The 19,093-nt window shown below is 72.8% G+C and carries 18 protein-coding genes; 7 read left to right on the top strand and 11 right to left on the bottom strand.

Going from position 1 to position 19,093, the window contains the following annotated elements:
• The first annotated feature begins 212 nt into the window (after positions 1 to 212).
• A complete protein-coding gene (locus ACIQPT_RS19120; protein WP_401157055.1) occupies positions 213 to 794 on the top strand; it encodes a TMEM165/GDT1 family protein in 582 nt (193 codons plus the stop codon).
• A 62-nt stretch (positions 795 to 856) separates the two neighbouring features.
• On the opposite strand, the gene ACIQPT_RS19115 is transcribed toward ACIQPT_RS19120, so the two are convergent.
• The 3 genes from ACIQPT_RS19115 to ACIQPT_RS19105 form a co-directional block, all read right to left on the bottom strand.
• On the bottom strand, positions 857 to 1,384 hold the full coding sequence (locus tag ACIQPT_RS19115) for a methylated-DNA--[protein]-cysteine S-methyltransferase (protein WP_401157156.1): 528 nt from the start codon (positions 1,382 to 1,384) through the stop codon (positions 857 to 859).
• 38 nt (positions 1,385 to 1,422) lie between these two features.
• Positions 1,423 to 2,895, bottom strand: a complete 1,473-nt coding sequence (locus ACIQPT_RS19110) for an AlkA N-terminal domain-containing protein (RefSeq protein ID WP_401157054.1) — start codon at positions 2,893 to 2,895, stop codon at positions 1,423 to 1,425.
• Between the two features lie 87 nt (positions 2,896 to 2,982).
• Positions 2,983 to 3,519 carry an O-acetyl-ADP-ribose deacetylase gene (locus tag ACIQPT_RS19105; protein WP_164620706.1) on the bottom strand — a complete coding sequence of 179 codons (537 nt, stop codon included), beginning with the start codon at positions 3,517 to 3,519 and terminating at the stop codon, positions 2,983 to 2,985.
• A 207-nt stretch (positions 3,520 to 3,726) separates the two neighbouring features.
• Here ACIQPT_RS19105 and ACIQPT_RS19100 point away from each other — a divergent pair, with 207 nt between their 5' ends.
• A complete protein-coding gene (locus ACIQPT_RS19100; RefSeq protein ID WP_401157053.1) occupies positions 3,727 to 5,127 on the top strand; it encodes a threonine/serine exporter family protein in 1,401 nt (466 codons plus the stop codon).
• Between the two features lie 28 nt (positions 5,128 to 5,155).
• Here the strand turns inward: ACIQPT_RS19100 and ACIQPT_RS19095 are convergent, their stop codons facing one another.
• From ACIQPT_RS19095 to ACIQPT_RS19085, 3 genes are all read right to left on the bottom strand, one after another.
• Positions 5,156 to 6,571: a phytoene desaturase family protein gene (locus tag ACIQPT_RS19095; protein ID WP_401157052.1), complete on the bottom strand. Its 1,416-nt coding sequence runs from the start codon at positions 6,569 to 6,571 to the stop codon at positions 5,156 to 5,158.
• Between the two features lie 97 nt (positions 6,572 to 6,668).
• Complete coding sequence (locus tag ACIQPT_RS19090; RefSeq protein ID WP_401157051.1) at positions 6,669 to 7,514, bottom strand: inositol monophosphatase family protein; 846 nt, start codon at positions 7,512 to 7,514, stop codon at positions 6,669 to 6,671.
• Between the two features lie 197 nt (positions 7,515 to 7,711).
• Positions 7,712 to 8,329 (bottom strand): helix-turn-helix domain-containing protein, encoded by a 618-nt coding sequence (locus tag ACIQPT_RS19085; RefSeq protein ID WP_401157050.1) that lies wholly within the window; start codon positions 8,327 to 8,329, stop codon positions 7,712 to 7,714.
• Positions 8,330 to 8,467: 138 nt separating this feature from the next.
• Between ACIQPT_RS19085 and ACIQPT_RS19080 the strand changes: the two genes are divergently transcribed.
• On the top strand, positions 8,468 to 9,589 hold the full coding sequence (locus ACIQPT_RS19080) for an arylsulfotransferase family protein (protein ID WP_401157049.1): 1,122 nt from the start codon (positions 8,468 to 8,470) through the stop codon (positions 9,587 to 9,589).
• Positions 9,586 to 10,974 carry a uracil-xanthine permease family protein gene (locus tag ACIQPT_RS19075; RefSeq protein ID WP_401157048.1) on the top strand — a complete coding sequence of 463 codons (1,389 nt, stop codon included), beginning with the start codon at positions 9,586 to 9,588 and terminating at the stop codon, positions 10,972 to 10,974. Before ACIQPT_RS19080 ends, ACIQPT_RS19075 begins: the two co-directional genes overlap by 4 nt.
• Here the strand turns inward: ACIQPT_RS19075 and ACIQPT_RS19070 are convergent.
• Positions 10,916 to 11,911 (bottom strand): LysR family transcriptional regulator, encoded by a 996-nt coding sequence (locus tag ACIQPT_RS19070; RefSeq protein WP_401157047.1) that lies wholly within the window; start codon positions 11,909 to 11,911, stop codon positions 10,916 to 10,918. The two genes, ACIQPT_RS19075 and ACIQPT_RS19070, sit on opposite strands and share 59 nt — an antisense overlap.
• Positions 11,912 to 12,036: 125 nt before the next feature.
• Here ACIQPT_RS19070 and ACIQPT_RS19065 point away from each other — a divergent pair, with 125 nt between their 5' ends.
• A complete protein-coding gene (locus ACIQPT_RS19065; protein WP_401157046.1) occupies positions 12,037 to 12,732 on the top strand; it encodes a type 1 glutamine amidotransferase domain-containing protein in 696 nt (231 codons plus the stop codon).
• 31 nt (positions 12,733 to 12,763) lie between these two features.
• Here the strand turns inward: ACIQPT_RS19065 and ACIQPT_RS19060 are convergent, their stop codons facing one another.
• Entirely contained in the window at positions 12,764 to 13,132 is a 369-nt protein-coding gene (locus tag ACIQPT_RS19060; RefSeq protein WP_401157155.1) for a Zn-ribbon domain-containing OB-fold protein, read from the bottom strand.
• A gap of 125 nt (positions 13,133 to 13,257) precedes the next feature.
• The gene (locus ACIQPT_RS19055; protein ID WP_401157154.1) at positions 13,258 to 13,938 is read right to left on the bottom strand and encodes a TetR family transcriptional regulator; all 681 of its coding nucleotides are present in this window, start codon (positions 13,936 to 13,938) and stop codon (positions 13,258 to 13,260) included.
• A 169-nt stretch (positions 13,939 to 14,107) separates the two neighbouring features.
• On the opposite strand from ACIQPT_RS19055, the gene ACIQPT_RS19050 reads away from it, so the two are divergent.
• Both ACIQPT_RS19050 and ACIQPT_RS19045 read left to right on the top strand, forming a co-directional pair.
• A complete protein-coding gene (locus ACIQPT_RS19050) occupies positions 14,108 to 14,893 on the top strand; it encodes an electron transfer flavoprotein subunit beta/FixA family protein (RefSeq protein ID WP_401157045.1) in 786 nt (261 codons plus the stop codon).
• A 56-nt stretch (positions 14,894 to 14,949) separates the two neighbouring features.
• On the top strand, positions 14,950 to 15,912 hold the full coding sequence (locus ACIQPT_RS19045) for an electron transfer flavoprotein subunit alpha/FixB family protein (RefSeq protein ID WP_401157044.1): 963 nt from the start codon (positions 14,950 to 14,952) through the stop codon (positions 15,910 to 15,912).
• Between the two features lie 63 nt (positions 15,913 to 15,975).
• Here ACIQPT_RS19045 and ACIQPT_RS19040 read toward each other — a convergent pair whose 3' ends face one another.
• Both ACIQPT_RS19040 and ACIQPT_RS19035 read right to left on the bottom strand, forming a co-directional pair.
• A complete protein-coding gene (locus ACIQPT_RS19040) occupies positions 15,976 to 17,361 on the bottom strand; it encodes a lysine N(6)-hydroxylase/L-ornithine N(5)-oxygenase family protein (RefSeq protein ID WP_401157043.1) in 1,386 nt (461 codons plus the stop codon).
• A 70-nt stretch (positions 17,362 to 17,431) separates the two neighbouring features.
• Entirely contained in the window at positions 17,432 to 18,955 is a 1,524-nt protein-coding gene (locus tag ACIQPT_RS19035; protein ID WP_401157042.1) for a pyridoxal phosphate-dependent decarboxylase family protein, read from the bottom strand.
• Positions 18,956 to 19,093 lie beyond the last annotated feature (138 nt).

Raw genomic sequence — 19,093 nt, 5'->3', positions numbered from 1 at the left:
GTCGTCGACATACTGGAGCCTTCGGGTTCCCGGTGGCCGGGCTCGTGAGTCCTGCCGAAGGGATCTCCACGGGCGGGCGAGACCTTCGGTCCTGTATGACACGTCCACGTCCTGTGGGCGCTGCCGTCATGCCGGGCCGAGTGGTCCTCCGAAAAGCCCGAGCGGCGCTTCGCGAAGATCCGGGGCCCGGCTCGAACAGAAAGCCACCCGGAATGCACCTCGACCCTCTGGCGATCATCACCGCCTTCGGGCTGATCTTCCTCGCGGAGCTCCCCGACAAGACGATGTTCGCGTCGCTGGCCATGGGCACGCGGATGCGGCCGCTCTATGTGTGGTTCGGGACGTCGTCCGCGTTCATCGTGCACGTCGCCATCGCCGTGGGCGCGGGCGGCCTCATCGGCCTGCTGCCCGACTGGATCGTCAAGCTCGTCTCGGCCTCGCTCTTCGCGCTCGGCGCGTTCCTCCTGCTGCGCGGCAGCGGCGGGGACGACGAGGAGACCGAGGTGAAGACCGTGACCGGCTTCTGGCCGGTCTACTCGACCGCGTTCATGGCGGTCTTCATCAGCGAGTGGGGCGACCTGACGCAGATCACCACCGCCAACCTCGCGGCGAGCAACGGCGCCTGGTCCACGGCGATCGGTTCGGCCGCCGCCCTGATGTCCGTGTCGGCCCTGGCGCTGCTCGCGGGGAAGTTCATCGCGAAGCGCGTACCGCTGAAGACCGTGCAGCGCATCGGCGGGATCTGCATGCTGGGGCTCGCCGTCTGGACGGCCGTGGAGATCTTCACCGGCTGAGGACGGTGCGCGGTGCGCGGCGGGGCGGGGGCGTTCCGGTGTTGGTACGCCCCCGCCCGCGCTCAGAACAGGGCCTGCACCCCGTCCCCCGTACCGCCGCTCTCGAACACGAGCAGCCGCTGCTTGCGGTCCAGGCCGCCGCCGTATCCGGTGAGGCTGCCGGAGGCTCCGATCACCCGGTGGCACGGCACGATGATCCCGACCGGGTTCTTGCCGTTGGCCAGGCCGACCGCCCGTGAGGCGCCCGGCTTGCCGAGTTCCTCGGCGAGTTCGCCGTACGTACGGGTCTCGCCGTACGGGATCTTCAGCAGCTCCGCCCACACGCTCCGCTGGAACGGGGTGCCGTGCAGGTCGAGCGGGAGGTCGAAGGCGGTGCGGTCGCCGGCGAAGTACTCCGTGAGCTGTCGGATCACCTCGTCGAAGGGCTCCGGGTCCGGTACGCCGAAGGTCTCCTCGGGTGGGCGGTGGCGCTGGTCGGTCATGTAGAGGGCGGAGAGGACGCCGTCGGTGGCGACGAGTGTCAGCGGGCCGTAGGGGCTGTCGACGACCGTGTGCTGCTTGGCGGTGGTCACGCCGGTCATGGGGGTCATGGGGGTCATGGGGGTCGTGGCGGTCATGGGGGGCTCCTTCAGGCGGGGAGGTGGTTGATGGGGTGGTCGTCCACCGTCCAGAGATACTGCACGGCGTACGCCCGCCAGGGGCGCCAGCCGGCGGCCCGTGCGGTGAGGGCGGCGGGGGTGGCCGGCAGGCCGAGCCGTTCGGCCGCCCGGCGGATGCCGAGGTCGCCGGGGAGGAAGGCGTCGGGGTCGCCGAGTGCCCGCATCGCGATGGACTCGACCGTCCAGGGGCCGAAGCCGGGCAGGGCGGTCAGCTCGGCGCGGGCCCGCTCCCAGTCGGTGTCGGTGTCGAGCCGCAGCCGGTCCTCCGCGAGGGCGGCGACGAGCGTGGTGAGGGTCGTGCGGCGGGTGCGCGGCAGGGCCAGGGCCTCCGGGTCGAGGTCCGCCAGCGCCTCCGGAGTCGGGAAGAGGTGGGTCAGGCCGCCCTCGGGGTCCTCGACCGGGACGCCGTGGGCGGTGACCAGCCGGGCCGCGTGGGTCCGGGCAGCGGCGGTGGAGACCTGCTGGCCGAGCACCGCGCGTACGGCGAACTCCGCGCCGTCCACGGTGCGGGGCACCCGGCGGCCGGGGCCCGCGTCGACCAGCGGGGCGATCAGTGGGTCGGTGCGCAGCTGGGCGTCGACGGCGACCGGGTCCGCGTCCAGGTCGAGGAGCCAGCGGCAGCGGCTGATGGCCCGGGTGAGGTCGCGGGGGTCGGTGAGGGAGAGCCGGCAGGCGATGTGGTCGGGCGCCGGGCTGAGGGCGACGACGCCGTGCCCGTACGGGAGGGTGAGGGTGCGCCGGTACGCGCCGTCGCGCCACTCCTCGACGCCGGGGACGGCGGTCGCGGCGAGGTGGCCGAAGAGGTTGCTGGGGTTGAGCGGGGCCCGGTACGGGAGGCGCAACGCGATGACGCCCGGTACGGCGGTGGCCCGGGGGCCCCGGGCGGCTCGGGTGCGCAGTTCGCCGGGGGCCAGGCCGAAGACCTCGCGGACCGTCTCGTTGAACGTGCGGATCGAGGAGAAGCCGGCGGCGAAGGCGACCTGGGCCATGGGCAGCGCGGTCGTCTCGATGAGCAGGCGGGCGGTCTGCGCCCGCTGGGCGCGGGCCAGGGCCAGCGGGCCCGCGCCCAGCTCGGCCAGCAGCTGGCGTTCGATCTGGCGGGCGGAGTAGCCGAGCCGGGAGGCGAGCCCGGGCACACCCTCGCGGTCGACGACCCCGTCCCGGATCAGGCGCATGGCGCGGGCGACCGAGTCGGCGCGGGCGTTCCACTCGGGGGAACCGGGGCTGGTGTCGGGGCGGCACCGCTTGCAGGCCCGGAATCCGGCCTGCTGGCAGGCGGCGGCGCTGGGGTAGAAGGTCATGTTGGTGACCTTGGGCGGCACGACGGGGCAGCTGGGGCGGCAGTAGATCCGGGTGGTCAGGACCGCGGTGAAGAACCAGCCGTCGAAGCGGGCGTCCTTGGACTGGACGGCCCGCACGCAACGCTCGGTGTCGGTGTGCATGGTTCCAGGATGGTGCACCGGTCAGGGGCCTGGCTGGCGGAAATCCGACATGGGCATCGCGGTGCCGGAGCCGCCTCGGGAGCCTCCTCAGCCGCGCATCGCGAGGACTTCCTCGAACTCCACGTACGCGTGCGCGTCGAAGAGCACGAAGCGCACCTCCTCGACCGGCTCCACGGTCTCCGCCAGGACCGTGCGTACGGCGATCCGGGCCCCGTCGTCCATCGGCCAGCCGTAGATGCCGGTGGAGATCGCCGGGAACGCGATCGACTTGGCCCCCAACTCCGCTGCCAGGCGCAGGGATTCGCGGTAGCAGGAGGCGAGCAGGGCGGAGCGGTCCTGGGCCCCGGAGAAGACCGGACCGACCGTGTGCACGATCCACTGCGCGTCGAGGCGCCCGGCGGTCGTGGCGACGGCCTGTCCGGTGGGCAGCCCCTTTCCGTAGTGCGAGGCGCGCAGTTCACGGCAGGCGGCGAGGATGTCGGGGCCGCCGCGCCGGTGGATGGCGCCGTCGACTCCGCCGCCGCCGAGCAGCGAGGAGTTCGCCGCGTTGACGATGACGTCGACGGACTGGTCGGTGATGTCGCCGCGGACCAGACGTACGGCGGGGGAGACAGAGGTGCTCATGCGGACATCATGCCGCGCGCCGGGGGCCTTCGCCGCCCGGTCCGGCGGACCGGCCCGCGCGAACCGCACCGGGTCGCCGCCGTGCGGTGACGCGCGGTGTTCCGCTGCCGTCGGGCCGACCACCCAAGGGGCAGAATGTCCCGGTACATCACCACATCACTGATCTCCGCGCTGTCGGCGGTGGCTACTCAGGGGAGGGGCGCGCCCGTGTCCTCAGACGACGCGTCCGGCACCACGTTCCTGGCCGGACGCCGGGCCCGGCGCAAGCAACTGGCCCGGTTGCGGGACAACGAGTCGACGCTGCTGGACCGGCTGTACGGAACGGAGTTCGAGGGGTACGCCTTCCCCGAGCCGCACGACGTGGACGAGCGCACGGCCGTCGCCTGTATGCGGTTCGCGCTGCGCCACGGGCGGGAGTTGTTCCTCGCGGGGGCGGAGACCCGGGCCATCGAGTCGTCGATCGTCGCGCTCACCGCGCACCGGGGCATGGACCACATGACCGTCGACGTCACCGCACGGACCATCCAGGCCCAGTACGCGCCGCCCGGCGCCCGCCCGCTGACGATGATGATGGAGACGGGTTCGGAGGACAGCCGCGATCTGCGTCAGCTGGACGATCTGAGCGCGCTGACCCACCGGGTGCTGGACGAGGACCTGCGGCCGCCGGACGCCGAGCGCGAACTGACTCGCGTCATCTCACTGAAGGGCTACTGGCCCTGGTGGACCACGGTGCTGGGCGGGGCGCTGCTGGCGGCCATGCTCTGCGTGCTCGCGTCGGGGACGCCGAAGGCGGCGGCCGTCTCGACCGTGGTGTTCCTGGTGGGCAACCGCTTCGGCTGGGCGCTGGGCACCAACGGGCTGCCCTCGTTCTACGTCACCGGGCTCCAGACCTCCGCCGTCATCGGGCTGACGATGCTGCTGGCCGACGCGCATGCACTGACCGGGGGCGAGGCGGCGAGCGTGGCCGCGGCCAACATGGTGCTGCTCCTGCCAATCCTGTCGGTGGTGAGCCTCGCGGAGGACGCCATCTCGGGGTTCCGGGCGATGGCCGCGGGGCGGCTGATCAGCGTGGCCATGTTCCTGGCGTCGATGGTCGGCGGGATCTCGCTGGTGGCGTTCCTGCTGCGGGACGCCGACGTGGACGCCCGCAACACGGCTTTCCGCGCGCTGCCGTTGGTGCTGTCCCTGGTGACCTCGGCCGTCGGGGCGCTGGGCAACGCGATCTTCATGGGCGGGCCGCCCCGTCTGCTGCCGTGGGCGATGGGCGCGGGAGTGCTGGCCGGCCTGGTCAACGGCGTGCTCCACCAGGAGCTGGGGCAGCCGACCCCGCTGGCGGTCCTGGGGGCGGCGGCGGTGCTCGGTGCGGCGGCCGGCGCCGTGGCGCCGCTCCTGCGGATCCCCTCGCGGTCACTGGTGGTGCCCGGTATCGCGGGGGCACTGCTGCCGGGGCCGGACGTCTACCGCAGCCTGCTGCAGTACGGGCTGCACGTCCCCGGGGCGGGCGGTTACGCGGTGCTGGCGTTCGTCACCACGGCCGCCATCGGTGTGGGAACCGTGCTCGGCAACCACATCGGCGGTGCCGCCCAACGGCGTTGGGCTCCTCGCTAGCCGAGCCGCACAGGCCCGCCCTGCCCGTTCAGGAGGCCCGCAGCCGTCGCCATACGGCCTTGGCGGCGTGGTGGCCGGACATGCCGTGCACACCGGGGCCGGGCGGGGTGGCCGAGGAGCAGAGGAAGACCGCCGGGTGCGCGGTGGCGTACGGGACGCGGGCGAGCTTGGGGCGGATGAGGGTCTGCAGGCCCGAGAAGGCTCCGCACGCGATGTCGCCGCCGACGTAATTGGCGTTGCGCTCGGCGAGTTGGGGCGGGCCGGAGATCGCGCGGGCGAGGACCAGATCGCGGAACCCGGGGGCGAAGCGCTCCAGTTGGCGTTCGATGACGTCGGTGGCGTCGCCCTGCCAGCCGGCCGGGACGTGTCCGTACACCCAGAAGACATGGCGTCCTTCGGGGGCCCGGGAGGGGTCGGTGAGGCTCGGCTGGGCGGTGATGAGGAAGGGGACGCTGGGGTCGCGGCCCTCGACGGCGGCCCGCAGTGCCGTGTCGATGGTCCCGGCGTCGGGCCCGATGTGGACGGTGCCGGCGCGGCGGGCCTCGGACGCGGTCCAGGGGACGGGGCCGGACAGCGCGTAGTCGATCTTGAATGCGGAGGCGCCGTAGCGGTAGTGGCCGTAGGCGGAGCCGAGGCCGGCGATGCGGGCGAGCGCGGAGGGCGAGGTGTCGAAGATGTAGGCGCGGGCGGGCGGGAGTTCGTCCAGCCGCCTGACCTCGCTGCCGGTGCGGATGGTGCCGCCCTGTTCGCGGAGGTAGGAGGCGAGGGCGTCCGAGATGGCCTGGGAGCCGCCGCGCGGCACCGGCCAGCCGTTCTCGTGGGCGGCGAGCGCGAAGACGAGGGCGATCGCCGAGGTGGCGAAGCCGCTGGTGGGAGCTATGGCGTGGGCGGCGAGCCCGGCGAAGAGGGCGCGCGCCTTCTCGCCCTGGAAGCGGCGGGAGACCCAGGTGGCGGGCTGGAGGCCGAGCAGACCGAAGCGGGCCAGCCGGTACGGGTCGCGGGGCAGCCCGTCCCAGGGGGTGCGCAGGAAGTCGGCGGCCAGGGTGTCCCAGCGGCCGACGAAGGGGGCGACCAGGCGGCGGTAAGCGCCCGCGTCGGCGGGGCCCAGCGTCATCGCGCTCTCGCCGACGGAGCGGGTGAGCGCGGCGGCCGTGCCGTCCGGGAAGGGGTGGGCGAGGTCGACCTCGGGGTGCAGCCACTCCAGGCCGTGCCGGGCCAGGGGCATCGCCCGGAACGCGGGCGAACCGATCCCGAGGGGGTGCACGGCGGAGCAGGGGTCGTGCCGGAACCCCGGCAGCGTCAGCTCCTCGGTTCGGGCGCCGCCACCGACGGTGTCGTGGGCCTCGTGGACCTCCACCGCGAAGCCCCTGCGGGCCAGTTCGGCCGCGGCGGTCAGCCCGTTGGGCCCGGCCCCCACGACGACCGCATCGAGCATCGAGGGCACCTGGGGACTCCTTCGTCGGCCGGCGGGCGGAGACCCAGGATATTCGGGTCCGCCGGCCGTGCGGACGCGGGTACCCCGGGGCGGGTCGGGCGGCGGGTCAGCCGCCCGCCCGCAGGGCGGCCAGGACGCGCTGGACGGTGGCCCCGTCGCGGGCCGCCGTGAAGGGCAGGTCGTTGCCGCCGGTGATCCGGTACGGGGCGCCGGACAGGGTGGCCTGGGCGCCGCCCGCCTCGGTGACCAGGAGGAGGCCCGCCGCGTGGTCCCAGGCCAGCTCCCAGTTGAAGGCGACGGCGTCCTGGGCGCCGCGGGCGACGGCGAGATATTCGAGCCCGGCGGAGCCGCAGGGGCGGGGGGCGATGCCTTCGGTGCGCAGGCCGAGCAGGGCCCGCTTCTGGGCGTCGGTGGTGTAGTCGGGATGCGACATCGCCACGTCGAGCACGGCGCCGGGGGCGGGCGAGCCGGAGCGTATCGGCGTCCCGTTCAGCGTGGCGCCCCGGCCGCGTACGGCGACGGCCATCTCTCCCAGGACCGGGGCGTACGTCCAGGAGGCGTGGACCTCGCCGTGGTGGGCGAGGGCGACCAGGGTGCAGAAGCCGGCCTCGCCCCGGACGAACTGGCGGGTGCCGTCGACCGGGTCGACGATCCAGACCGGGGCGTCGCCGCCGAGGGCTTCGTAGACCGCCGGGTCGGCGTGCACGGCCTCCTCGCCGACGACGACCGAGCCGGGCAGCAGCTTGGTGAGGGCGGCGGTGAGGTGTTCCTCGGCGAGCCGGTCGGCGGCGGTGACGAGGTCGTGCGGGCCGCTCTTCTCGATGATCTCGTGGGCGGCGAGCTTCCGATGGCGGGGCATGATCTCGGCCGCGGCGGCGGCGCGCACGGCCGCCTCGACGTCGGCCGGCGTTCCGGTGTGCCCGGCGGTCCCGTACAGGAAGTCATCGATCATGGCTCCACCCAATCACGATCGGCCGGCGAGGCGGCCACCCACCCAGCCCGTCCGGCGTTCGAGGACGGAACCTTTACGGGGGTGTTCGGCGCGCTCGTAGGGGTCCTGTGCCTCGGGGCCCTGCCGACTGCGGGCCCGCCCACCCCAGGCTTCCGTCCTCAACCGCCGGACGGGCTGAAAGGGTGCGGGCCCGGTCCTCAGCTGCCGGGGCCGTGGGCCGAGACGGAGACCAGGAGGACGCGGGTGCCGGGGCTGGTCGCACGCCAGCGGTGTCGCACGCCGCCGGTGAGGTAGAGCGTGTCGCCGTGCTCCAGCCGGTAGGTGCGGCCGTCCGCCTCGACCTCGGCCGTGCCGTCGGCCACGTACATCAACTCGTCGTTGCCGTGCAGGAATTCACGGTCGGCGTGCTGGGCGCCGGTGAACTCCAGGGCGTGCATCTGGTGGTTGCCGCGGACGAGGGGGCGCACGCCGGTGTCGGCGGCGAGTCCGGTGTCGTCCTTGGCCCGGACGACGTCGACGGACCGGTCCGTGGCGCTGGAGGCGGCCAGGAGCTCGACGGCGGTGGTCCGCAGGCCGTCGGCGATGCGCTGGAGCGAACGCATGCTGGGCCGCGCCCGCTCGTTCTCGATCTGGCTGAGGAACGGCACCGAGAGGCCGCTGCGTTCGGCGACCGCGGCCAGCGTCAGATCGAGGGCCCGTCGGCGCTGGCGCACGGCGTTGCCGAGTCCGGAGCCCGACGGTCCGGAGCCGGACTGTCCGGCGCTCGGCTGTCCGGTGCCCGACCGCCCTTCGCCGTTCGCCCGCGTGTCGCTCATGATCGTGTCTCCTCCCCGGACCAGTCACCTTACGCAGGGGCACGGGAGGTTTCGTACTCCTGTCACACCGCCGACACACTTCACCTCTAGCTTCAAAGCAGTTCGACTCCATCAAAGAAACTTTGAAGCGAGGTTGTTGTGTCCACCGTCGACCAGAATCAGCGCCGCCGCCGCGGCACCGGTCTCATCGCTCTCGACGCCGAGAAGGCCTTCGAGGGCTACACGCTCTTCGCCCCGCTCACCGGGGGCGGCGCGGTGCATCTGATCGATCTGCGCGGCGAGGACGTGCACACCTGGCGGCTGCCGTACCGGCCCGGCCGGCACGCCCGGATCCTCCCCGGCGGGAATCTCGCGTACAACGGGGTGCTGCCCGGCGAGGAGGCGCTCTTCCCGATGTGGCACAAGTACCGCGGCGGGGTCCTCGGCGTGTACGCCCCCGACGGCACGGCCCTGCGCGAGTACCGCGACCCGCTCCAGCACCACGACGCGCACCACCTGGACGACGGCTCCATCCTCTACACCGCGCTCGAACCGCTCACCGGCCCGGAGGCCGACGGGGTGCGCGGCGGGGTGCCCGGTTCGGAGGCGGCGGGCAGCACCGTGTGGGCGGACACCATCAAGCAGGTGGACGCCGAGGGGCGGGAGGTGTGGTCGTGGAGCGCCCGCGAGCAGCTCGACCGGGAGACGTTCGCCCTGCATCCGGACTACGCGCGGGAGCACTGGCCGCTCATCAACTCGGTCGCGCCGCTGGCGGACGGCAACATCCTCGCCAGCCTGCGCAGCGTCTCGGCGGTCGTCGTCATCAGCCGCGCGACCGGAGAGATCCTGTGGCGCACCGCGCCGGGCACCGTCTCCCAGCAGCACCACCCCACCGAACTGCCGAACGGCAATCTGCTCGTCTTCGACAACGGCGTCTTCCGCCCGGGGCACGACGTGCCGTACTCCCGGGTGATCGAGATCGACCGGGCCGGAACCATCGCGTGGGAGTACCACGACCCCGCCCGGGAGTCCTTCTTCGCGCCCTTCATGGGAGCGGCCCAACGTCTCCCGAACGGGAACACGCTGGTGACCGACTCACCGGCGGGCCGGCTGTTCGAGGTCACCGCCGAGGGCATCCTGGTGTGGGAGTACGTCGTCCCGCACTTCGGCGGCTACGAGGAGGCCGAGGTCCGCGGCCTGTTCCCCGCCGAGCCGAACGCGGTCTTCCGGGCCTACCGTTACGCGGCCGAGGAGCTGCCCTGGCTGGGGACCGGCCGGTGACGACGACGATCGCTCCCGCCGACGAACGGGTCCCCATCGGCCGGCTGGTCCCGCTCGCGCTCCAGCATGTCCTCGCGATGGCCGCCGCCCCCGTGTCGACCGTCTTCCTGACGGCCACCGCCCTGCGTCTGAGCCCGGCGGAGACGGCTTCGGTGCTCAGTGCGGTCCTCGTCCTGTGCGGCGCCGGATCGCTGCTCCAGTCGCTCGGCGTCGCGAACGTCGGTGCCCGGCTGCCGTTCGTCATGCTGCCGGGCGGGGCCGCCACCGCGCTGTTCATCCAGATCTCCGCCGATCACAGCCCGGCCGTCGCCAGCGGCTCGGTCCTTCTCGCGGCCGCTCTGCTGCTGGCGGTGGTCCCGCTGTACGGCCGGATCGTGCGGCTCTTCCCGCCGCTCGTGATGGGCGTGACGGTCCTGCTGATCGGCATCGCCATGGTGCGGGTGGCCGCGCAGCTGATCACCGGACCGACCGGGAACGCGGCCCGCGCCTCGGTCGTCCTGGCGGGCATCACCGTGGCGGTCACACTGACGGCGTATCTCTTCCTGCGCGGTGTGTGGCGGCAGAGCGCGGTGCTCATCGGCATGGCGGCGGGCACCGCCGTCGCGGTGGTCAGCGGGCTCGGCGCCTTCGATCCGGCCCCGGGCAGCGGGTTCTCGCTCCCCGCCCTGTTCCCGTACGGGACACCGCGGTTCGACATCCTCGCCGCGCTGCCGCTGCTCGTCTTCAGCCTCAGTACGCTCGCCGAGATCACCGGCCAGACCGTCCTCAACAGTGAGACTTCGGGGCGGCAGCCCGACCCCGGCCGTGACGTACCGAAGGTCGCGCGCGCCGACGCGCTGATGTCGCTCTTCGCCGGAACGCTGGGCGCTTCGCTGATGGTGACCAGCTCCGAGAACATCGGCATCAGCCGGCTCACCGGGGTCCGCAGCCGCTTCGTGACGGCGGCGGCGGGTGTCCTCCTCGTCGCCGTGGGGCTCCTCTCCCCGCTGTCCCGTGCGGTCGCCGGCCTGCCGCCCGCCGTGGTCGGGGGTTCCGCCCTCGTCGTCTACGCGGTCATCGCCGTCATGGGCGTCCAGATGCTCGCCCGGTCCGATCTGACCGAGCGGAACCACTCCATGATCGCGGCGCTCGCGCTGGCCGTGGGACTGCTGCCGATCGTCGCCCCGACCCTCTACGACGGCTTCCCGGGCTGGATCCGGACCCTCCTGGGGTCCGGGGTCGTCGCGGGAACACTCGCCGCCGTCCTGCTGCACGCCCTCTTCGCCGTCGCCGACCGGCCGCCGCGCACCGGGGACCGGGAACGGCGGCCCCGGGAGCGACGGTCCTTCACCACGCGCGGGCGGCCCCGATCAGCAGATCGCGCACCCGCGCCACCTGAGGGTTGACCGCGGAGCCCGGGCGCTGCACCAGGTACGCGGTGTTGATCGGCGGGTCCTCGGGGGCGTACAGCTCCACGAGCGCACCGGAGGCCAGTTCGTCCTCGCAGAGGTAGCGCGGCAGCACCGTGAAGCCCGCCCCCGCCACCACGGCGGCGAGCACGCCGCGCAGGTCGGGCACGGTGACGGCGGCCCGGCGGTCGAGGCGGCGGCCGAAGACATGGCGCCAGTAGCGGCGGGCGATGGGCAGGTCCTCGGCGTACGTGACCAGCGGCAGGCCGTGCAGCACGCCCGGCCCCTCCGCGGCGATGCGCTCCGCTCCCCCGGTCCGGGCGGCCCAGTGCGGGGCGGCCGTCAGGACGAACTCCTCGTCCATCAGCGGCACCGCCGACAGCGCCCGGCCACGCGGCCGGGTGGTCGCGATGACCAGGTCATGGCGGCCGGCCCGCAGCTCGTCCAGGAGCGGATCGGTGAGCCCGGTCGCGGCGCGCAGCAGCAGGCCGTCCGCGATCAGCGGGGCCAGGGCGGGCAGCACCCGCAGGCACATCAGCTCGGCGGGGCCCGCCAGGTGGACGGGGGCGGCCGGCCGCTCACCGGCGGGGACCGCGTCACCCGTGACCTCGGCCAGGGTGTCCAGCGGGGCGACGATCCGGGCCGCCAGCTCGTCCGCGTACGCCGACGGGGCGACCCCGCGCGGCAGCCGCTCGAACAGTTCCCGGCCCACCTGCCGCTCCAGGGTGCGCATCTGGGCGGTGACCGTGGGCTGGGAGAGGCCGAGCAGCCGGGCGGCGGCGGTGAAGGACCCCGACCGGTGCACGGTGAGGAAGGTCCGCAGCAGATTCAGATCGGCCGGACCGGCCGACCGCGCGCCGGTGTCCGAGTGGTCCGAGTGCGCGTCCGCCGTCCGGCCCAGCCCCGGGGACCCATCAGGATCCTTATTTCTCATAGCTGCCAGCCTATTGGAAACCTATGGGTGATCCGTCCTACGGTCGCATGAGTCAGCCCTTACCGGGACTCCCCCGCACTCCCTCTCGATCCCGCACTTCCTCTCGATCTACGGAGACGTACGACATGGCAAAGATCCTTTTCGTGGTGACCGGCGCGGACCACTGGACCCTGGCGGACGGCACGAAGCACCCCACGGGGTTCTGGGCCGAGGAGGCCGTGACCCCGTACGAGACCATCACCGCCGCCGGTCACGAGGTGATCGTCGCCACCCCGGGCGGCGTCGTCCCGACCGTGGACCGAGGCAGCCTGGCTCCCGAATTCAACGGCGGCCAGGAAGGGGCCGACCGGGTCGCCGCCGCGCTGGACGGGTTCGAGGAGCTGCGGCGGCCCGTCGCACTGGAGGACGTGGACCTGGACGCGTACGACGCGGTCTTCTACCCCGGCGGCCACGGCCCCATGGAGGACCTCGCGGTGAACGAGGCCTCCGGCCGGCTGCTCGCCGACACGCTGGCCTCGGGCAAGCCGCTCGGCGTCGTCTGCCACGGCCCGGCCGCGCTGCTGGCCGCGACCGGCCCCGACGGAGCGAACGCGTTCGCCGGGTACCGGCTGACCGGCTTCACCAACGCCGAGGAGACCCAGGCGGGCCTCGCGGAGAAGGCCAAGTGGCTGCTCCAGGACCGGCTGGTGGAGCTGGGCGCGGACTTCCAGGAGGGCGAGCCCTGGGCCCCGTTCATCATCACCGACCGTAATCTGATCACTGGTCAGAATCCGGCCTCGTCCGCGCTGTTGGCCGCCGAACTGCTCAACCGGCTCGGCTGACGGGCGGGACGGGGCTTCAGGCCCCGCCCGTTCAGACCCAGTCCCGCCGTGCGGGCGGCTCGCAGAGTTCCAGCACGACCGCGCCCGTCTCCGGCTCGTCCCCGGAGACGGGCCGCACGCGCGCGCCGACCGTCACCAGGTGCGGGGCCGCCCCCACGATCTGGCAGCGGAAGACGAACCCCTCGGAGAACCGCACCAGGGACTCGTTGCGCGCCGCCTCGGTGTAGCGGTGGACCACGGCGGTCCGGACGACCACGCCGTGGCCGGTGGTGCGTTCAGACTCCAGTTCGCTCGACGCGCACACCGGGCACAGCAACCGCCGGAACGAGGCGGTGCCGCACCAGCGGCAGCGGTGGTAGGAGAGGCCGCACTCCTCGTGCGCCTTCTGGACGGTGCCCATTCCTGTCTGGGACACGGCTCGACCCCCTGCGCTCGACTCGGACGCGCCGCACCTGCACTGCCGGCGCGTCCGCACCATATGGCACTCAGTGCCGGACAGTAAAGGCACTGAGTGCCCATTGATACTCAGTTCTCGCCGACGGCGGCCTCGATCTGCTGCACGACGCGCCACATCGGGGTGCCCTTCTGCGCGACCATCACGATCACCTCACCGCCACCGGAGACGGGAAAGGGGGCGACGGGAAGGGAGTCGGCGGGCCTGGCCCACACCTCGCGCACCAGGGCGAGCGCATGATCGACGGCCACCTCGGGGTCCCCCGCACCGCCCGAACGCAGCCACAGCCGCAGCCCGTTGTTGTGCGCGGCGACCACGGACGCAGCGATCACCTCGGCCCGCAGTTCCCCGTCACCGCCCTCGCCGAACCGGCCCCGCAGATGACCGGCGAGGGTCTGCTCATAGCGGCGCACCACGGAGAGTTCGTACGTCCGCAGTCCCGGCACTTCCCGGGTGAGGCGGTAACGCTGCACGGAGAACTCGGGGTTGGCCGCGTACATCCGCAGCACGATCCGCGCGGCGTCGCACACCGCGCCCACCGGATCGCCGTCGTCGACGGCGGCGAGGAACTCGGTCATCTCGGCGAGGCACCGCTCATGGTCCGGGAAGACCGCGTCCTCCTTGGACGGGAAGTAGCGGAAGAACGAGCGCCGGCCCACGCCGGCCCGCGCCACGATGTCGTCCACGGTCGTCCGCTCGAAGCCCCGCTCCAGGAAGAGCTGGAAGGCCGCCTGTGCGAGCACCTCCCGCATGGGTGCCTTCTTCTCGGGTCCTCGTGCCTCGCTCATGCGGCGAAACGTAGCACCGGAGAGGCACTTTTGGCACTGCGTACCTTTACAGAGGGTACTGAGTGCCATATTGTCATCACGACTACGAACGACACCCAGGTGGGACCACACCCAGGTAGGCAGGAGAGCCGGCGTGAGCTTGAGGATCGTTGTCTGTGTGAAGTACGTGCCCGACGCGACCGGTGACCGGCGTTTCGCCGATGACCTGACGCTGGACCGTGAGGATGTCGACGGTCTGTTGTCGGAGCTGGACGAGTACGCGGTCGAGCAGGCGTTGCAGATCGCTGACGAGGCTGATGATGCGGAGATCACCGTGGTGACGGTGGGTCCGGAGGATGCCAAGGACGCGTTGCGCAAGGCGTTGTCGATGGGTGCGGACAAGGCGGTTCACGTCGAGGACGACGATCTGCACGGCAGTGATGTGATGGGGACGTCGCTGGTGCTGGCGAAGGCTGTGGAGAAGACCGGGTATGACCTGGTGATCTGCGGGATGGCGTCGACGGACGGTGTGATGGGTGTGCTGCCGGCGTTGCTGGCGGAGCGTCTGGGTGTGCCGCAGGTGACGTTGCTGTCCGAGGTCGCGGTGAACGACGGTGTCGTGACGGGGCGGCGTGACGGTGACACGGCGTCCGAGGAGTTGGAGGCTTCGCTTCCGGCGGTGGTGTCGGTGACCGACCAGTCGGGTGAGGCGCGTTACCCGTCGTTCAAGGGGATCATGGCGGCGAAGAAGAAGCCGGTCGAGTCGCTGGACCTGGATGATCTGGGTCTGGAGGCGGACGAGGTGGGTCTGGCGGGTGCGTGGACGGCGGTGGACTCCGCGACGGAGCGTCCGGCGCGTACGGCGGGCACGATCGTGAAGGACGAGGGTGAGGGCGGCAAGCAGCTCGCCGAGTTCCTCGCGGGCCAGAAGTTCATCTAGCCCCTCCCTCTCTCCCTCTCTCCTCTCTCGTTTCTTCTCTTCTGGAGTGCGTTGTCATGGCTGAAGTTCTTGTTCTGGTCGATCATGTGGATGGTGCGGTCCGTAAGCCCACGCTGGAGCTGTTGACGCTGGCGCGTCGGATCGGTGACCCGGTCGCGGTGGCGCTGGGTGCGGGTGCGGAGGCGACCGCGGGTGTGCTGGGTGAGCACGGTGCGGTGAAGGTCCTGGTGTCGGACGCGTCGGAGTTCGCGGACTATCTGGTGGTTCCGAAGGTCGATGCGCTGCAGGCGGCGTTCGGGGCGGTGTCTCCGGTGGCGGTTTTGGTGGTGTCCTCGGCCGAGGGCAAGGAGATCGCCGCGCGCCTGGCGCTGCGGGTCGGCTCCGGTGTCATCACCGACGCGACCGATCTGGAGGCCGGCGAGCAGGGCCCGGTCGCCACGCAGGCCGCGTTCGCCGCGTCGTTCACGACGAAGTCCCGCGTCTCCCGGGGTGTTCCGGTGATCACGGTGAAGCCGAACTCGGCCCCCGTCGAGCCGGCCGCCGCCGCGGGTGCGGTGGAGGCGCTGTCGGTGTCGTTCGGCAAGAGCGCGACGGGGACGAAGGTGACCTCGCGCACGCCGCGTGAGTCGACGGGTCGTCCGGAGCTGACGGAGGCGGCGATCGTGGTCTCGGGCGGCCGTGGGGTCAACGGTGCGGAGAACTTCCCCGTCATCGAGGCGCTCGCGGACTCCCTGGGGGCCGCGGTGGGTGCGTCGCGTGCGGCGGTGGACGCGGGCTGGTACCCGCACACCTCGCAGGTCGGGCAGACCGGCAAGTCCGTCTCCCCGCAGCTGTACATCGCCTCGGGCATCTCCGGCGCGATCCAGCACCGGGCGGGCATGCAGACCTCGAAGACGATCGTCGCGATCAACAAGGACGCCGAGGCCCCGATCTTCGAACTCGTCGACTACGGCGTCGTCGGCGACCTCTTCGCCGTCGTCCCCCAGCTCACCGAAGAGATCAACACCCGCAAGGGCTGACATCCCCGGCGAACACTTCCCCTCCGGGCCGCACGGTGCACCCCACCGCGCGGCCCGGAGCCGTTAACGCCGTTCCTCCGCCGCTCGGCGCGGCGCACCCGCGCGGTCGTCCGCGCCGAGCCCGAACGTGGTGAAGGCCGTGCGCTCGGGCAGCGGATAGAACTCCTTGCCCGTCAGCGCGTTGACGATGACGGCGGAACGCCAGGCGGCCAGGCCCAGGTCCGGTGCGCCCACCCCGTGCGTGTGCCGTTCGGCGTTCTGCACGAAGACGGAACCGGTGATCTCCGGTGCGAGGACGAGCCGTTGGGCCGTGTCGACCTGCGGACGCCCGGCCTCGTCGCGGACGATGTACGGGTCGAGAGCGGCGAGCAGCTTGTCGACGGGGCGCTCCCGGTAGCCGGTGGCGAGGACGATCGCGTCGGTGACCAGCCGGCCCCGCGCCTCCTGCTGGCCGTGCTCCACGCTCAGTTCGATGCGCCCCTCCCCGGTGGTGGCCGCGCCGGTGACCTCGATGCCGGGGGTCAGCGTGACGTCGGGCCAGCCGCCGGCGAGGCTGCGCCGGTACAGCTCGTCGTGGATGTCCCCGAGCGTGTCCCCGCTGACGCCCTTGTACAGCTGCCACTGACGGGGCAGGAGCCGGTCCCGGGTGGCCTGCGGAAGGCCGTGGAAGTAGCGGGTGTAGTCGGGGGTGAACTGCTCCAGACCGATCTTGCTGTACTCCATGGGCGCGAACGCGGGCGTACGGGCCAGCCAGGTCAGCCCCTCCGCTCCCTCGGGCCGGGACCGCAGCAGGTCCAGCAGGACTTCGGCGCCCGACTGGCCCGAGCCGACGACGGTGATGTGGCGGGCGGCCAGCAGCCGGTCCCGCTGGGAGAGGTAGTCCGCGGAGTGCAGCACGACGGCTGCCGGGTCCTGGACCAGCTCGCACAGCGGCTCGGGGACGTGGGGCGCCGTGCCGACGCCGAGGGCGAGGTTACGGGCGTGGGCGAGGCCGGTCGTGAGGGTCTCCCCGTCGGCTCCCAGCCGGGTGAACTCCACGGCGAACGCGTCCTGTCCGGGGTCCCACGCCACCGTGTCGACCCGGTGGCCGAAGCGGGTGGCGGGGAGTTCGGTGCTCACCCAGCGCAGATAGCTGTCGAACTCGGAGCGGTGGATGTGGAGTTGCTCGGCGAAGTAGAACGGGAAGAGCCTGCGGCGGATCTTGAGGTAATTGAGGTAGGACCAGGGGCTGGTGGGCTCGACGAGACTCACCAGGTCGGCCAGGAAGGGCACTTGCAGGGTCGCGCCCTCGATGAGCAACCCGGGGTGCCAGCGGAAGCCGGGACGCTGTTCGTGGAAGACGGTGCGCAGCCCGGGTACGCCGTCGGCGAGCGCGGCGAGCGAGAGGTTGAAGGGCCCTGCCCCCACCCCCAGCAGATCGAGGGGCGGCGTGCGCGGTCCGGGCGTCATCGGGTTCCTCCGGCGGGGGTCGCTGGGGCGGCAGGGGGGCGTCCCGGGCGAGTCGTGCGCGTCGTCGACGTCATGGCGACAGCCTTTCCGCCGCGGGGGCATCGGTACCTTCGGCCGCCGAGGCTTCGCTCACGGCACGGTCCGCCGCGGCCGTGACGAGGTCGAGCAGCGGAAGCAGGTCGGCCGTCGCGGCGCTCGGGTGCAGCAGAGTGGCTTTCAGCCACAGGCGGCGCCGGCCGTCGCCGTCCTCCGCCACCGCCCGGCCGAGCACGGCGCGTCCCTCGGCGAGCAGGGTGCGACGGACAGCGGCGACCACGGCGTCGCCCGCTTCGTCGGGCAGCGCGTCGGCCACCGTCGGCCGGAACAGCACGGTGCTGATCCCGATCCCGCCGGGCCGGCGGCGCAGTGCGGGTCGCGCGTCCACGGCGTCGCCGAACTCGTGGGCCGTACGCACGCAGTGCTCCACCAGTTCGCCGAGTCCCCGGCGGCCGAGCGCCCGGAAGGTGACCGCCATCTTCAGGGCGTCGGGGCGCCGGGTGGTGCGGATCGAGCGGCCCAGCAGGTCCGGGAGCCCGGCCTCGGTGTCGTCGTCGGCATTCAGGTAGTCGGCGCGCAGGGACAGCGGCGCGAGCATCCCGGCGTCCGCGACGGCCAGCACCCCGGCGGCGACCGGCTGCCAGCCGAGCTTGTGCAGGTCGAACGTTACGGAGGCGGCGTGCTCCAGCCCCGCGAGCAGAGGGGCCAGGCGCTCGCTGAACAGCAGCGGCCCCCCGTACGCGGCATCGACGTGGAGTTGAGCCGTGTGCCGTTCGGCGATCCGGGCGATCTCCGGGAGCGGGTCGATGCGCCCCTCGTCGGTGGTTCCGGCGGTGGCGACGACCAGGACCGGTGCTCCGGCGAGGGCGGCCAGGGCTCGGTCGAGGGCGGCCGGGTCGATCCGGCCGTCGTGGCAGGCGACGACCGTGGGGGCGGGCAGCCCGAGCGTCCAGGCGGCGCGGTGGACGCTGTGGTGGGCGTTGGCTCCGGTCACCACGCGCAGGGGGCCGGGCGCCGCTCGTTCCCGGGCGAGGAGCAGGGCGACCAGATTGGACTCGGTGCCGCCGCTGGTGATGAGCGCGTCGGGGGCGGGAGCCGTCGGGTGGACGAGCCGGGCCAGTGCGGCGGTGGTCAGCTCCTCGATCACCCCGGCGGCGGGCGCCTGGTCCCAGGAGTCCATGGAGGGGTTGAGGGCCGCTCCCGCCAGCTCTGCCGCGACGGCCACGGCGAGCGGCGGGCAGTGCAGATGGGCGACGCAGGCGGGGTCGGCCGGATCGGCGGCCCCTTCCGCGACCGCGCGGACCGCGTCCGCGAGTGCGGCCTCGGGGCCGACGCCTTCCTCCGGCAGGACCGGGGCGCAGAGGGCGCGGGTGCTCAGGGCCACGGCCTCGGGCCCTCCGGCGGGCAGCGGACCGCCCCGGGCGCGGGCGCCGTTCTCCAGCGCGTCCAGAACGATCGCGGTGAGGTCCCGCAGGCGTCCCGGCCCGTGCGCACCGCCCGCGACGAGGCCTCCCCGTACGTTCTCCGCGTCGGGCGCCGTCGGCGTACCGGCGCTCACGCCCCGCCCTCCGCGGAAGGTTCACCGGGGAGTGGGAGCGGAGCACGCGGCATGGCGAAGCCCTTCGGTCGGAGTGCGCGGCGGGTCGTGCGGAAGCGGGGTCCGCGCGCAGGGCGACACCGGGGTGGAAGATCCACC

The organism is Streptomyces sp. NPDC091289 (assembly GCF_044757365.1).
Taxonomy (GTDB): Bacteria; Actinomycetota; Actinomycetes; order Streptomycetales; family Streptomycetaceae; genus Streptomyces.
This window is presented reverse-complemented; position numbering and strand designations above follow the sequence as displayed.